16 protein-coding genes are annotated in these 15,625 nt (G+C 35.7%); 9 read left to right on the top strand and 7 right to left on the bottom strand.

What is annotated here, in order from left to right:
• Positions 1-3: 3 nt before the first annotated feature.
• The 4 genes from M4I44_RS14330 to M4I44_RS14315 all read right to left on the bottom strand — a co-directional run bounded on the left by M4I44_RS14330 (position 4) and on the right by M4I44_RS14315 (position 3,683).
• On the bottom strand, positions 4-918 hold the full coding sequence (locus M4I44_RS14330; protein ID WP_249965109.1) for a hypothetical protein: 915 nt from the start codon (positions 916-918) through the stop codon (positions 4-6).
• A 4-nt stretch (positions 919-922) separates the two neighbouring features.
• Positions 923-1,897: a tail fiber protein gene (locus M4I44_RS14325; protein ID WP_249965108.1), complete on the bottom strand. Its 975-nt coding sequence runs from the start codon at positions 1,895-1,897 to the stop codon at positions 923-925.
• Positions 1,898-1,962: 65 nt separating this feature from the next.
• Positions 1,963-2,898, bottom strand: coding sequence for a hypothetical protein (locus M4I44_RS14320; protein ID WP_249965107.1), 936 nt, complete (start codon positions 2,896-2,898; stop codon positions 1,963-1,965).
• A 56-nt stretch (positions 2,899-2,954) separates the two neighbouring features.
• Complete coding sequence (locus M4I44_RS14315) at positions 2,955-3,683, bottom strand: hypothetical protein (protein WP_249965106.1); 729 nt, start codon at positions 3,681-3,683, stop codon at positions 2,955-2,957.
• Positions 3,684-4,152: 469 nt separating this feature from the next.
• Between M4I44_RS14315 and M4I44_RS14310 the strand changes: the two genes are divergently transcribed.
• Entirely contained in the window at positions 4,153-4,911 is a 759-nt protein-coding gene (locus M4I44_RS14310; protein WP_249965105.1) for a LytTR family DNA-binding domain-containing protein, read from the top strand.
• A 34-nt stretch (positions 4,912-4,945) separates the two neighbouring features.
• On the opposite strand, the gene M4I44_RS14305 is transcribed toward M4I44_RS14310, so the two are convergent.
• Positions 4,946-7,297, bottom strand: coding sequence for a TonB-dependent receptor (locus tag M4I44_RS14305; RefSeq protein WP_249965104.1), 2,352 nt, complete (start codon positions 7,295-7,297; stop codon positions 4,946-4,948).
• 210 nt (positions 7,298-7,507) lie between these two features.
• On the opposite strand from M4I44_RS14305, the gene M4I44_RS14300 reads away from it, so the two are divergent.
• A complete protein-coding gene (locus tag M4I44_RS14300; RefSeq protein ID WP_249965103.1) occupies positions 7,508-8,596 on the top strand; it encodes a sensor histidine kinase in 1,089 nt (362 codons plus the stop codon).
• Positions 8,597-8,600: 4 nt separating this feature from the next.
• Entirely contained in the window at positions 8,601-9,305 is a 705-nt protein-coding gene (locus M4I44_RS14295) for a LytTR family DNA-binding domain-containing protein (protein ID WP_249965102.1), read from the top strand.
• Between the two features lie 18 nt (positions 9,306-9,323).
• Here the strand turns inward: M4I44_RS14295 and M4I44_RS14290 are convergent, their stop codons facing one another.
• Positions 9,324-10,337, bottom strand: a complete 1,014-nt coding sequence (locus M4I44_RS14290; protein WP_249965101.1) for a zinc-binding alcohol dehydrogenase family protein — start codon at positions 10,335-10,337, stop codon at positions 9,324-9,326.
• Between the two features lie 171 nt (positions 10,338-10,508).
• A complete protein-coding gene (locus tag M4I44_RS14285) occupies positions 10,509-11,387 on the bottom strand; it encodes an NmrA family NAD(P)-binding protein (RefSeq protein ID WP_249965100.1) in 879 nt (292 codons plus the stop codon).
• An 80-nt stretch (positions 11,388-11,467) separates the two neighbouring features.
• Between M4I44_RS14285 and M4I44_RS14280 the strand changes: the two genes are divergently transcribed.
• The 6 genes from M4I44_RS14280 to M4I44_RS14255 all read left to right on the top strand — a co-directional run bounded on the left by M4I44_RS14280 (position 11,468) and on the right by M4I44_RS14255 (position 15,499).
• A complete protein-coding gene (locus M4I44_RS14280) occupies positions 11,468-11,836 on the top strand; it encodes a helix-turn-helix domain-containing protein (RefSeq protein ID WP_249965099.1) in 369 nt (122 codons plus the stop codon).
• A 70-nt stretch (positions 11,837-11,906) separates the two neighbouring features.
• The gene (locus M4I44_RS14275; RefSeq protein WP_249965098.1) at positions 11,907-12,344 is read left to right on the top strand and encodes a DoxX family protein; all 438 of its coding nucleotides are present in this window, start codon (positions 11,907-11,909) and stop codon (positions 12,342-12,344) included.
• Positions 12,345-12,631: 287 nt separating this feature from the next.
• Positions 12,632-12,874: a hypothetical protein gene (locus tag M4I44_RS14270; RefSeq protein ID WP_124020557.1), complete on the top strand. Its 243-nt coding sequence runs from the start codon at positions 12,632-12,634 to the stop codon at positions 12,872-12,874.
• 188 nt (positions 12,875-13,062) lie between these two features.
• Entirely contained in the window at positions 13,063-13,899 is an 837-nt protein-coding gene (locus M4I44_RS14265; RefSeq protein WP_017497585.1) for a sulfite exporter TauE/SafE family protein, read from the top strand.
• Between the two features lie 4 nt (positions 13,900-13,903).
• Positions 13,904-14,293, top strand: coding sequence for a DUF1634 domain-containing protein (locus M4I44_RS14260; protein ID WP_249965097.1), 390 nt, complete (start codon positions 13,904-13,906; stop codon positions 14,291-14,293).
• Between the two features lie 183 nt (positions 14,294-14,476).
• Positions 14,477-15,499 carry an LLM class flavin-dependent oxidoreductase gene (locus tag M4I44_RS14255; protein WP_249965095.1) on the top strand — a complete coding sequence of 341 codons (1,023 nt, stop codon included), beginning with the start codon at positions 14,477-14,479 and terminating at the stop codon, positions 15,497-15,499.
• Positions 15,500-15,625: the final 126 nt, after the last annotated feature.

Genomic DNA, 15,625 nt, shown 5'->3' with positions numbered 1-15,625 from the left:
ATCTTATTTCTGACGTAAATCACGTTCAATTTTATTAACTCTCAAAACTAAACTTTTTAACGATTCGATTTCTTTAGATTGTGTATTAATTTTTTTATTCTGTTCGATCATATAAAGTGTCATTTCTTCAATTTTTTGAAGCAGTTTAGCGTTCATTTCACCCACGTTTATTCCGTTTTTCAAAACTTCTTCTTCACTTGGAATATTTTCTAAATGCCCTTTTTCAGTAATATGTTTTTCAACTTCTTCAAGAGTTGGTAAATCATAGTCTTTTTTGAAAACAAAATCAGACCAGCCTGTCAGGTCAATTTTTACTTCTTTAGAGTGTATAATGCCGTTTACATCTAACCTATTTTTGGGATCTGTTATTCCAATTCCGACATTAGCCATAAAAGAAGCATTCGTGTTTTGGAAGCTTCCACTTGTTATAGCATACTCATCAATTGATGTTTTGTAAGTATGTGAAGGACCATTCTGTTCGTTATATGGTAAAGAATTTTGAATACCATCATGAATAGTCGGATTTATGGCATAATTTGACTGATAGTAGTAGGTCGTGCCTCCTCCTTTTAACCAAATAATTATACACCAACAACTACCACTATTGGTTGCATCTCGCCAGCCAGCTATAAAAGAGGTACTTGATGTAATATTTGCATCTATAAAATTTGCACCATTGCCATAATTGGTAATATGATATTTAAAATCGGCAATCAATGCACCACGCCATGATGAATCTGTATGAGTTGCGCTTCGACCTAATGTTACCTTGGTAGCAACATTGCTACTCCACCCTCCATCAAAAAAAAGAACGGGATAAAATTTATCAATATCCCCTCCAACACTAAAGCTTCCGTTAACTTGAGAATATGACATAGTTGATGCAAGAAAAACTACGAATAAAATTATTCTTTTCATACATTTAATTTTTTAATTCTTTTAGTATTAATATATCTTTTTTCATTTTTTCGTTCTCCTTTTTCATTTCAATAACATAAAGCGTCAATTCTTCAATTTTTTTCAACAGACTCATATTCATCTCAGCCAGCATCAAACCATTTTTCTCAATATCCTGAGCTGATGGAATTTCAGGCAAATGTTTATTTTCATTGATATAATCTTCAACTTGCTGCAATGATTTTAATTTGTAATCGTTAGCAAAAACATAATCCGGTACCAGTGGTCCTGCCATATCAACACGAACTTCCTGAGTATGAATTTTCCCTTTTACGGTTAGTTTTTCATCGGGAGACATTGTTCCAATTCCTACATTCCCATTTTGGATATAATGGTTTCCGAATCCGCTAACTCTTAAATATCCACTTGAGATTAAGTTATAATTTAGTTCATTTGATGCTGAAAAATCAGGTATATTAACTCCGCTCGGTGTTTGATTAATTTTGATTTGATTTTTGTCGGTAACGACATCGACCCTTTCTTGTAAATAAGTAATTTTAATTCTATAAGTGGCATAATCTCGAACATCGAAAAATATTGGTAATTGTTTGTTGACATAGTCACCAAGATAGGTACTTAAATCTGTAGGCGAACCCAGTACAATTCTTCCGGAATGATACATTCCATTTGATTCAACAAGTTTAACAACAGGCGAACCGGTATTAGCCCCTTGATGGAAACCATTTTCAACAACGTATCTTTCATAACCGGTGCCATAAGAAACTTGAAAAAGTTCTATTATAATCAAGCCTCCAGCTTGCCAATGGTAAGAATTATAGCCAACAGAGGCGATTTCATATCTTCTTGCCTGCATATCAGCAGCTGATAATCCAGATATAACACTTGTTTTTACACCATTTTGATCTATATGCGTTTGTGCAAAAAGAAATGAGGAAAAAAAGAACGCTAAAAAAGGAATAATTATTTTATTAAAAAGCATGTTTATCAGTATTTTAAGTATTTATTTTTGTAAAGTGTTTGAAAAAAAAATGTAAAATTTCATTTCTAGTTTATTGTAAAATTAAACACAGTACTTCTCGGACTCACATTACCTGCTTCGTCGAATGATTTGATAAACCAATAGTAAGTTCCTTTCGTAAGTGTTTTGCTGTACGGTGTAACGGCTTTGTCTTTAAAATTTAAATTGGTGAGAGTACTTTCTGTATAAACATAAATACTGTCTTTTTCAGGACTTCCGGCCACCGGAGTTCTGCTCCATTGAAAATTTACACTTGTGTTTGTACTTGAACTCGCATTTGCCGGGCTCGATAGAACCGGGGTATTTGGAACTTTAGTATCTACCAAAATAGATCTTGAAGTATACAATGTTTGCGATGTACCATTGCTCGCTCTTACTTTCCAGGTATACTTTCCTTCGTCAAAAGTAAAATTAAGCAGCACTGTGGCTGTAGTTTGATCTTTTACCAGAGTATTATTTTCATCTAAAACCTGAAGCTGATAAGAAGTCGCTCCCAAGATAGTCTCCCACGATAATTTTTGTAGTGCCGTCTTGGTCGTTAAATTATTAGCAGGAGTTAATAAGATTATTGTATTATTTTGAAAATCATTATTGTTTAGAACTTCAAAGCTTCGTTTGGTATAAACCGTTTCGTAACCACTATTCACAGCTTTTACACGCCATTCATACTTTCCAATATTTAGTTGTTGGGAAAATGAGTTCTTTGATACCAGAGTATCGCGAACTAACTGTTGAGGATTATCAAAATTAGGTGTTGCAATCTGTAATCTGTATTTATCAGCATCCTGAACATTCTCCCAAGAAAACGAAACTCCTGAAGAAGAGAGCGTAACATTATTCCCCGGAGCAACAAGAACTACTTCTTTCTTAGATATATCCGGAACAAGAAGTATCTCTTCGCAGGATGAAAAACTTAACATTACTACAAAAAAGAACAATGTAAGGAACGAAATTTTATTCATAATAAAATAGAATTGAATGTTTTGGGTACTTAACCATAGATTTAGTGCCAAGTGATTTACAGGTCAAATAAACTTTTGTTTTTTTTCTTTGGGGTGATTCTTTTTTCCGTTACTCCTTTGCAACTACTATACTCCCCAACAATATCAGCTACATACCACTTCCCTTTTTCGGATACACTCCAACAAAAAGAACTTACCTGATAAGCCACTATGGTTTCTGAATTAATGTCGATCGTATCCACTTTTTTTCCCAATTTAAACAAAGCAATACTGTATTTTTTATGCAGATTGTTGATTAGATAGTAGGCATCTGCCTGTCTGATTTTAGTAATCTCATCAGCAGATAAACTAACCGCAACACTAGAAATAATTTTTGAAGACTCTGTGTTTACTAATAGATTTAAAATCTCAGTATTGTAATCCGAATTTATTTCGTGAACAAAACCAGCGACATCTAAAATCTTTATGGTTACCAATTCAGGTTTTATAGGCAAACTATCTATAAAAGCCACTTTAGTTTGATTTTGATTATACTTCGCTTTCGACTTATAGATTTTGTCTAATTTTTTGTTGTAAGGAACTACGCCAATCTCGAGACGAATATTATTCTGAAGTTTTGGAAAAGCCTTTGTTTCAAATATATTTTGATTATAAGAAAGTTTTGATTCTCCTATACTCCCTATCTCTACGATTGAAGAGGAAAATTTATACTCTTCATTTTTAATTTTGGTTGTTTGGCAAGCAGTGCAAATTAATATTGCCAGAGCCACAATCCTTTTCAACATACTACTGATTTTTAATGAGATAACATTATTTATTAAAGTTTCAATAAATAACTATTATCAATTCTTTTTTTCTTAAAATTTTGCTAACAAAACTAGTAAAATTGATGTAATTGACTGTTAAATTTTATTTTTATTTTGAGATTTTTAAGACCTCTAATTTCAGATATCCTCTTTTACTTTTTTTAACTTTTATAAAGTAGTGATTCTATACAATGCGAGTGTTCTTAAAATCAGCTTTGCAATACAATTGTTACGTTTTTCTAATTTTATACAAACTACTATCGATTTGAATATTAGCCCCTAATAGTCTCTACTCCATACAATTTATACTCTTTTCACTAAAATTATGCTAAATACAGTAATCATGTATAATTCAAAAAAAGTGCAATGATTCTAAATCATTGCACTTTACAACCTCATAACTTTTCACAGCCCTAAGTTTTTTTTAACTTTACAAAAAATAAACGAAATGAAAATAGTCATCATTGAAGATGAACATCTCGCCTCCACCTATCTCAAAACCATTCTGGAAGAGCAGACTGTCCTTCCGATCAGTGAAATTACAGTACTGAAATCTGTAAAGGGTGCTGTTGCCTTTTTTAAGGCGAATACCGTTGATCTGGCATTTATGGATATTCATTTGGGAGATGGTAAAAGCCTCGATATTTTCGAGCAGGCTCTCGTGTCATGCCCCGTTATTTTTATCACTGCTTATGACTCTTATGCGGTAAAAGTTTTCAAACATTTTACTATCGATTATCTTCTTAAACCTTACGAAGAGGAAGAATTACTCGAAGCTTTGCACAAATACAAAAACATAAAAGAAACCTTTAACAGCAATTCAGTTGTTGAATCTTTGGTTGAAATTGAGAATCAAAGTAACATTCAGCATCATTTTTTGGTGAGCCACAGAGATAAACTAATTTCTGTTAACGACACTTCAATTCCCTTTTTCTTTGCCACTGGAAAACATTTGTTTATCTACACCAACTCCGGCAGTAGTTATCTGTACAATAATAATTTGAAAGACCTCATCAATAAACTCGATCCGGCTCTTTTCTTTAAAATCAACAGAAAATATATTATCAACCGCCATTCTGTTCAGGAAATTGTGAAACATTCGAGCCAGAAAATCGAAATTTTACTGAATGTTACCGTTCCGGATACAGAACCTATTATTCTAAGCAAAAAGGAAATCAATAATTTTAAAAACTGGCTCGATTCCTAAAATTCAATTGGAGTAAAGAATCTAAACTTCCAGACTATTCAGAATCCGGAAGTCTGTCGGCTTCATTCTTTTTTCGGTTGAAACGGTAAATTACAGTCAGTCTGATATATCTTCCCTGCGAACGAAACTCTGATTCTAAATAATAGAGCGGTGTGCTGACCGTTTGTTTGGTTAGTTGCGAATTGAAAAGGTTGTTCACATTTAAAGTAACCGACATTTTATCGTTAAAAAAGTCCTTGTTTAAACCAATATTGGCCGAGTATTGTGCCTCGGTAACCGATTGAACTCCCTGATTTTTACCTCGGTATTTAAAACTAAAATCGCCCGAAATGATTTTTGGAAACTTCACAACCGAACGAAAACTTGACAGCCAGGTTTCATCTTCCACATCATAAACTACCTCTTTGTAAATACCTTGCTGCTTAAATTTGTAGTAATTAAAATCCAAAGACAGTCTCAGCCATTTTGTTGGACTGTAAGTTGAAGAAACTTCTGCTCCGTAACGATCTTCGGTGTCCAGATTTACCGGTGTTCTCACAAAATAATTTTCATCGGTACGCTGTAGAATATACTCGAAAAAATCGGTAGTGTGCTGATAGTATACAGACGGATTGATGCTAAATTTTCCGGGTTTAGCCAGTAAAGTCAATTCAAAAGAATTCGTAAACATCGGATTCAAATCAGGGTTTCCTACGGTAAGATTGCGCAAATCTGAAAGCCCGGAAAAAGGATTCAGCTGCCAAAACCTCGGACGGTTGATACGTTTGCTGTAGCTAAGCTGTAAGTCCGTTTTTTCGGTTAGATTGTATACTAAATGAACGGTTGGAAATAGGTTGATATAATTTTTAGTGTTGCTGAACAAGTTCTTAGAATCGGCAATTTTTATATCGGATAACTCTGCCCGCAAACCTGCCAGATAACTGAACTTTTTAATTTTACTTCCAAACTGAATGTAACCACTATAAAGGTTCTCGTCGTATTTTAATTTATTGGTAAACTGATCCTGTAGCACCTCATCCAAAACCGTATAATAATCACTTCTGATAGCACGCAAATCGCTTCTGATTCCCATCTCAATTTTAGAATTTTCGTTTATCGGATTTACAAAATCAGACTTTAGAAAGATATCGTTACTGCTTTCAATATCTCGGCTGTACAGATTAGAAACTTCGGGTTCATAAGGCATCGTTTTTTGCTGATCGATGTATTGATTTTCATCGTCGTGCCAAAAATCATATTGCAGGCTGGTCGTCCATTTTTTATCCTTTTTATCAAATGTTTTTACATAATTTAATTCTAAGGCATTGTAAAACTTTGGTTCCTTATAATTTTCGTAGCGATTGATGATACTGTCAGTTGCATTATTGGCATTGGCATACTCGTACCCAATAGCTGTTTTGTAATTGTTATTGTTTCTGTCTCGATAGTAGCTTCCGGTTAAGGTATTCTTGGCATTAATGTAATAATCTCCTCCTATGTAAATATTGTAGATACTATTATTTCTTCGGATATCATCGTATTGATTCAGCGTGGTTACTACATTGTTGCTGGTATTGCGCTGAAACTGTCTGTTGGAAGCAAAAACGTCAATATAACGGTATCCTATATTGGAAAACAAATTGACTTTTTCGGTTTTATAACTCACATTGGCATTCAGGCTATGATTTGCCGGATTTCCTATTCCTGCCTGCAGCGAACCGTTGAATCCCTGCATACTGTTTTTCTTTAGTATGATATTTATAATTCCTGCACTCCCCTGCGCTTCGTAAGCCGCTGAGGGATTTGTAATAACTTCTACCTTTTCAATATTCCCCGCCGAAATTTGAGACAAACCGTTATTGGCCGTTAACATGGATGGTTTTCCATTAATTAAAACCGTAACACCACTATTGCCTCTAAGGCTTACGGCCCCGGCAATATCAACATTCACAGAAGGAACATTATTCAAAATATCGTTAGCTGTTCCGCCTTTGGAGAGAATGTCTTTCCCAACGTTGAATACTTTTTTATCCATTTTTAGTTCTACGGCCGATTTTTCAGCTACCACATTCACTTCATTCAGTTCATTGACTTCTTCTTCCAGTAAAACGTCTTTTAAAATCAGATCTTTCTGAAGTGAAATCGCGTTTACGGTGAATGGTTTGTAGGATATAAATTCGATTTTCAACTGATAATTTCCGGGAGGACTCTTGAAAACGTACATCCCGTTTTCATCAGAAGAAACCGTTCTTTTTTTCTGATCAGACGATTCCAGCGTGACGGTAACATAGGACAGGGATTGTTTTGTTTTTGAATCCATAACTTTTCCTTTAAGCGTAAATTCATTGGTCTGTGCCACAGCTTCAAAGCCTAAAGAAAGGATGATGAGTAAGATGAGCTTTTTCATTTTTGGTTTCGTTTATAATTTTCACCAAAACTCTTCTTTAATTGTATGCAAAAATTAAGCGCATGCTATACAGTTCTTTCAGATCGATAAACCATTAAATAACGAGTATTAACGATGTTTATCTACGCTTTTCATGCGTTAATGTCTTTTTTGAACCTGTTTGTCGACACGTTCTTTCTCTTTGTAAATAAATACTAACTTTGGTCTGCTATGTCAATATTCGAAAAACTCATCAACTATTCCTCAGCGCACAGAGTTCCAACACATATTGTGTTTTGGTTCTGCCTGTATATTATGTTCCTTGGTAAAAACAATTTTGATGATCCTGCATTAAACATTCCAAATGAAATGCTGGGAATTGCATTCGATCTGTTTTTCTCTATGCTGTTTGCCTATTTCCTTTCCTACCGTATTCTTCCGCGCTTAATGACGCCCAAAAATCATAGTATGGTCTGGCTTGAATTTATAGTGGGCTGTTATCTTATCTCGGCTATTAACCGAACTATAATCATTTATGTACTGGAACCTATTGTACGCACCCCTCCTTTTATACAGGAGTCCGTTTTTGAAATCTTTACAGATATTTCAAAGTTGTTTCGATCGTATTTTATTCAATCCTTTTTTCTTTCTTTATTTTTTGTTTTTGTAAAACAGGTTAAAAACCAGTATTTAGTTCAGAAAAAAGCATTGTTACTGGAAAAGCAAAAGGCGGAAACGGAATTGAAAGTGCTAAAAGCCCAATTGAATCCTCATTTTTTGTTCAATACGCTCAACAATATTTATTCGCTTTCCCTTGTTAATTCGCCCATTACTTCACCATCAATTGCCGTATTGTCTGAAATACTAGATTGTATTTTATATCGCTGCAGCGGCACATATGTCCCTGTTTCGCAAGAAATTGCATTGCTTAACAATTATATTGCACTTGAAAAATTACGATATGATGAAAGGCTCAGTGTTATTTTTAATACCGATATCGACCATAATGATGTTATTGCGCCTTTAATTTTACTTTCATTAGTAGAAAATGCTTTTAAGCATGGCGCCGGAGAAGATACGGATTCCCCCGTTATAGTTATTGATTTAAAACTAAAGAACAATCATTTTACCTTTACGGTTAAAAACACTATTGGGAAAAGTGAAACTGAATCTGAAAACGGTAAAATTGGACTGAACAATATCATACAGCAGCTGGACAAAATTTATCCGGAAAATTATACTTTTGAGGTTGCCAAAAACGATACTCATTTTACAGCCCATTTAGAAATCAAGCTGCAAAACGATTCCAACCAAGCTTAGAAAAATGAAAATAAGATGTTTATTAGTCGATGATGAGCCTTTGGCCATAAACCTGCTGCAAAATCACATCAGTAAGCTGGATTATTTTGAGATTGTAGGAACCTGTCCGAATGCCTTAAAAGCTGCCGAAGTATTAAGAACTACGGCTGTTGACCTGATGTTTCTGGATATTAAAATGCCTCAGATCACGGGAATTGATTTTTTAAAGACATTGAAAAACCCTCCGTCTATTATTTTCACAACGGCTTATCGTGAATATGCTTTGGAAAGCTACGAACATGACATTGTAGATTATTTACTCAAACCTATTACTTTTGATCGCTTTTTTAAAGCCACTGATCGTTATTTACGTATCAGTGGCCCAAGCAATACTAAAATTATAACGCCGCCTCTCGAGAGTTTTATTTACATCAGAAGCGGTACTAAATTTCATAAAATCAATACAGATAATGTTCTATTTATTGAAAGTGTGAAAGACTACATTGTGGTGCATCAGAAGGAAGGCATAAAACTAACCTCTAAATACAAAATCGGCGATATTGAAGCGGAACTTCAGGGAAAAGATTTTCTTCGCGTACACCGTTCTTTTATCATCAATTTAAAAAACATTACTGCCTTTACCGCTTATGATGTTGAAATTGGCTCCATAGAAATTCCTATCGGGGCAAGCTACAAAGAATACGTTTTTAAGATATTAAAAGGTTCATAATCTTATCCCTGCTTGTCTTTAGAACTTAATAGCAATTTTTCCTATAGTTTTTCCTGACTCTAAAAGTTCATGCGCTTTTTTGAAATTCGCTACTGTTAAACCTGTTAGCGTTACATTTAGCGTTGATTTTAGCATACCCTGATCTAAAAGATCAGCCAATTTATTAAGAATAACGTGCTGTTCCTGCATATCATCGGTTTCATACATCGATCGTGTGTACATAAGCTCCCACGAGAAGGAGGCACTTTTATTTTTCAGTTTGTTCAAAGCCACGGGATCACTGCTTCCGGTAATAGAAGCAATATGCCCTTGGGGTTTAATCAATTCTACCATAGTATCCCAATACGAATTCGTATCTACAAAATCTAAAATAAAATCGACCTGTTGAAACCCGGCTTCCTGAACCGAAGCAATTAAATTTCGGTGATCAACTACATAATCCGCTCCCTGCTCTTTGCACCAGGCTATAGTTTCTGGGCGGGATGCGGTTGCAATAACCGTGAGACCCGCTACTTTTTTGGCCAATTGAATAGCGATCGAACCTACTCCTCCTGCCCCTCCAATAATTAAGATCGACTTACCTTTATCTTTTTCAGGATTGATTCGGATGCGGTCAAAGAGAATTTCCCAAGCCGTTAAACCGGTTAAAGGTATGACTGCCGATTCTTCAAGACTTAAGGACTTTGGTTTTCTGCCTACAATTCGTTCGTCAATAACCTGGTATTCGGCATTACTACCCGGTTTGGTAATATCTCCGGCATAAAAAACTTCATCTCCCACCTTAAACAGGCTTACTTTCTCTCCTACCGCTTCAACAATACCCACAGCATCCCAGCCTATAATCTTCGGAGTTTCTAAAACGGTATCTTTTGTACTATTTTGACGAATTTTAAAATCGACGGGATTAACAGATACTGCACTAATTTTTACTACTAAATCACGCTCTCCTGGAACTGGTTTTGGAGTTTCAAATGCTATAAAACTCTCTTCTTCAGCAATTGGTAACGATGTTTTAAATCCTATGGCTTTCATCTTTATAATTTTTAAGTTCTATTATTATTACAAAGATAAATACAGTCCGAATCTTACAAACGGTATAATTTTATACTAAACCAGTATATTCTTATCAAAAATCAATAGCACTTTAGAATTCTCAAATACTAAAAAAAGCTGATCCTAAAACCAGCTTCTTACTTTTACTATTTAAAATTTAGCGGCAAATTCTTTTGCAAAATCTTCCAGTTTAGTTCGTCCTTCAACAGAATTATAATCGCCTAAAAAATGTGCTGCAATTTTACCGTTTCTAAAACCTGATCCCATTTCGGTATACAATTCAGCAATTTCTTCCGGGAGTCCCGCTTGTTTCATTCCGTCAAGAGATTGTACATCGGTAAATTCTATCCATGGTAAATCCGGTTTTCCAATGGCTAAGCCTAAAGTTTTGGCTACTTCATTTGGAGTTCGTACATCACTTACAATATAACGAATGTTCTTTCCCGCTATCGTTTTTAGTAATTCTTCAGACACTGCTGCGGCAATATCTTCAGGATGTACAAAAGGAATTGTAGTGTTAGAAGGATAATTTGCTCCAATAATTCCCGCTCCCTTAATCATTGGAACATCATGGTACAAATTCGTGTAGAAAAAACCCGCACGAAGATACGTAACCGATACGTTCTCTAATGACTCATATAATTTCTCGATATTATGAAGTCCGGCAATTGGACCATTTCCTCTTGGTAAATCTGCACCAATACTGCTCAACATTACAACACGTTTTACTCCGGCAGCTGCTATGGCTTTTGCAAGTGCTTTACCGGCGTCTGTAGTATTGGTAATGATATTAACTCCTCCCATATTAGGCGGAGTCATTGCAAATACAGCATCAGCTCCTTCAAATGCGCTTTGCAAAAAAGCGGCATCACTTACAGAACCTATCGCTGCTTTTGCTCCTGCTGCTTCAATAATTTTTACGCGGTCTGAACTACTACTGATTACTGTTACCTCGTGTCCCGAGGCAATAAGTTTTTGGGTCAATGGCTTACCTATGTTTCCTAATGATCCTGAAATTGTAATTTTCATCTCTGTTTATTTTTTATGTTCTGTAACAAAGGTATATTTGTACTTACTTTTATACAAGTACTTACCCTAAAGTATGCACTATGACCGCCATCAAAGAATCATCGACTATTCAAGAAAATAAACAATATGCTTTAGACCAATGTCCTGTAACTTATGTTATGGAAAAAATTGGAGGCTATTGGAAACCCATTATCATTTACCATCTTTCAGGCGGAAGCAAACGTTACAGCGAACTAAAAAGGGCTATCCCTGCAGTTACCGAAAAGATGCTGATACAACATTTAAAACAGCTAGAAGCCGACCATCTTGTCATTAGAGAAGCTAAACCCGTTGTACCTCCTTTTGTGACCTATAGCTTAAGTCCGTCGGGAAAAGGTTTAATGCCTGTTATCGAAGCTATGGCGGCATGGGCCTTCAAGGATAAGGAAGATGGATTTAAGAGTTCTTAAAATAGCTTGGTCTCAAAAATAATCATCAAAGTAGCAGAACATCTTGTTACCTTTACCTAAAAAGATCCAAATGAGAAAAATTGGTACAACACAGGCAGGTTTTGTTTTAAGAATTGTTTTAGGAATTACGATGCTCTCTGCAGTTGCCGACCGTTTTGGTCTTTGGGGTGCACCCGGCGCTCCCGGAGTTGCGTGGGGAAACTGGGACAATTTTATTATTTACACCCAAACCTTAAACTCCTTTGCCAGTAAATCCTTAGCAGAAGTATTGGGAGCTTTGGCTACTTTTTTTGAGATTTTGTTTGGTTTGTTTCTCATCATAGGATTTAAAACCCGTTACATTGCTTTGGGAACTGCAGGTTTAATGCTTCTTTTTGCATTCTCCATGGCTGTTTCAGTCTCTGTAAAAGCTCCTTTTGATTACTCGGTTCTAACAAGTGCTGCGGCAGCCTTATTGCTTTCTTCTTTGGACAAAACGTATCTCGCTTTAGACAATCGATCCCAATAAAAATTTATAAAACTCATTCAAAATATAAAATCCTTAAAAAATAACTACCTGCGAAAAAGACCAAAACATTGGGCTTTCGACAACCTGCTTACCTCAAATACAAATTTTGTAAATCGCAATACAAATTATATAACAATTCCCAAATCTAAATTCTCAATTTAAACGTATGTATGAAAATACGATACTCCGGAGGAATTAAACTCAAATGGTAATGGTTTTTGGGGCATATTGAGCTTAATAACCTCCCGGGATATCGTTTATAAAATAATTTTAAACGAAGGAAAAGAGTGGAAAAGTTAAATGTCGAGAGATTAAAAAACAGTCTGGATTACTTGCAAAGCAAACAAAGGGAACTAAAAAGGCAAAATGAGGAAGATACCCGAACACTCGAATCTCTCATAAAGTATTTAAAAAAGGACATGATTGATCAGTATAAATTAACCAAATACGATTTATACATCAAGCAGGATGTTAAGGATACGGAGACTTTTATCAATAGTGTGCAAAAAATAATAGAAGACAACCTGTAAGTTCTTCAATCTTACCGCAGCATCAACCTCCCTGATTGTTATTTAAAAATCAATCAGTTAGAATTATTTTGGCATTATTTTTCATCCTTTTTACTTTAGAGTGATCTCATTTTAGTTTTTAATTAAGAAATAAAAAAGTTCCTCTCCCAATTTCAATTCGTAAATTAGCGGTAACAAAATTGATTCGAATGACAGTACTTACGTTTACCCTGATTATGATTCTTGGTGCTTTTTTAGCAGGTTTTATTGGCTCATTATCAGGTTTAGGTGGCGGGATTATCATAATTCCACTTTTAACAGTCATTCTTGGCGTTGACATTCATTATGCAATTGGTGCAGCCTTGGTTTCCGTAATTGCAACTTCTTCAGGTTCAGCCGCAGCTTATGTGAGAGAAGGAATCACCAACATGCGATTGGGTATTTTTCTGGAAATTGCCACCACAATAGGTGCTGTTTGCGGAGCCCTGCTTTCAACCATTGCTCCTACTTCGTTTATTGCCGTTTTATTCGGGCTTACTTTAATTTTCTCGGCTATCAATTCGCTTCGTAAAAAAGAAGAACATATTGTTTTAGAATCTAGTCCTTTGGCTAAAAAACTAAAATTAGAAGGCACTTATCCCGCACACGATGGCAAAGTTATTCATTACGGGACTAAAAATGTTATAGGAGGTTTCAGTATGATGGGAATTGCCGGAATGATGTCCGGTTTATTAGGAATTGGTTCCGGAGCTTTTAAAGTAATCGCCATGGACAATATTATGAGAGTACCGTTTAAAGTTTCTACTACCACCAGTAACTTTATGATGGGAGTTACCGCAATGGCAAGTTCTGTCATTTACATTCAGAAAGGATACATCGAACCCGGAATCTGTATGCCTGTAGTGGTTGGTGTGCTTTTTGGAGCGATGGCAGGAGCGAAAGTTCTTGTGAAAACAAATCCTAAGAAACTAAGAATATTCTTTGCCTGTCTCATCTTTGTATTGGCAGTAAATATGATCTATAACGGAATTAATGGAAAAATCTAAGACTATGCAAAAGGAAAAATTTGGAGAAAAAGATTTTCAAACCATTATCGGAAATTTATTGCGCTATGGCGTCTGGATTTCTTTATCCGTAGCTTTTATTGGTGGAATTGTTTACTTACTGCATCATAGTACAGACATTGAAGATTATTCGGTCTTTCATGAAAATGACCGTAATATCTTTGAAGTAATTTCGGCAATTTATCAGGGTGTAATTCAGGGAAACGGTGAATCTTTAATCTTTTTTGGAATTATTCTGCTTTTTCTAACTCCGGTTTTACGCGTTTTACTATCACTATTTTCGTTTTTACTGGAAAAAGATTATCTGTATGTAGGCATCACCTTAATAGTTATTGTGATTATTCTGATTAGCGTTTCCTTTGGTTTTTCACATTAATTATAAGCTTTAAGCTATAGGCACTAAGCTTTAGGCTTTCTTAATAACGACCAAACCCGACAGGTTTTTAGAACCTGTCGGGTTTACTAAGCGATAATACTTTACTAACCGCGATAAGTATTGGGCTGTAGGCTTTCTAAAAAAAGCATATTGCTTAAAGCTTAAAGCCTAAAGCTATAAAAAATGGAAATAGGAATTGACAGTTTCGCTTCGGCGATGTATGGAGACCACAATACGCTAAGCAGTGTTGATGCAATGGAACAATTACTCCAAAGAATCGAGCTGGCAGATCAGGCCGGACTTGACGTTTTTGGTATTGGTGAACACCATAAAAAAGAATTTTTAGATTCGGCAACCGCTGTGATTTTAAGTGCTGCTGCGGCACGAACCAAACGCATTCGATTGTCAAGTGCTGTTTCAGTTCTAAGTGCTGCCGATCCGGTAAGAGTCTATCAAAGTTTTGCGACTCTTGATTTAATTTCAAAAGGAAGAGCCGAAATTGTAGTAGGCCGTGGATCTTCCATCGAAGCTTACCCGCTTTTTGGATTTAATCTGAATGATTACGATGAACTTTTTAAAGAAAAATTAGATCTCTTTCTTCAAATCAGAGACAATGAATTTGTGACCTGGTCAGGAAAATTTCGCCCTTCCATAAATAATCTTCCAGTTTATCCCAGAGCTTTGCAAGAAAAACTTCCTGTATGGCTGGGTGTTGGCGGAACTCCTGAATCATTTATCCGCGCCGGATCGTTAGGGCTTCCCTTGATGGTCGCAGTTATTGGAGGACAGACCCATCGTTTTCGTCCTTTAGTTGACTTGTATCGTGAAGCAGGAAAAGCTGCGGGTTATCAACCCGAAGAACTTAAAGTGGGACTACATTCACCCGGATTTGCTGCAAATACAACCGAAAAAGCTATTGAAGAATATTATCCCGGTTATGCTGAACTTTGGACAAAATTAGGCTTGGAACGCGGGTGGCCGCCCGTGACCAAAGCCAAATTTGACGGATTAATTGACGATCTGGGTGTATTGGTTGTGGGAGGTCCTGAACGCATTGCTGATAAAATTTTGCGTCACAGCGAATCACTTGGTGGTATTTCCAGATTCACCTTTCAAATGGACAATGCTGGTCTCACGCACACACAACTCATGACTGCTATAGAACTTATTGGTGCAAAAGTGATTCCGCTCATTCAAAAAGGGTAGTTTTTTGCCACAGATTGCACAGATTAAAAGGATTTCTTATTTCATAACAACAAAAAAACCCGACAGGTTTCAAAAACCTGTCGGGTTTACTCTTAGAACCTTAGAACCTCAGTACCTTAGAACCTA

The organism is Flavobacterium sp. B183 (genome assembly GCF_023539155.1).
Taxonomy (GTDB): Bacteria; Bacteroidota; Bacteroidia; order Flavobacteriales; family Flavobacteriaceae; genus Flavobacterium; species Flavobacterium tructae.
Note: the sequence above shows the minus strand (reverse complement) of the source record. Positions and strands in the feature narration are given on the sequence as shown.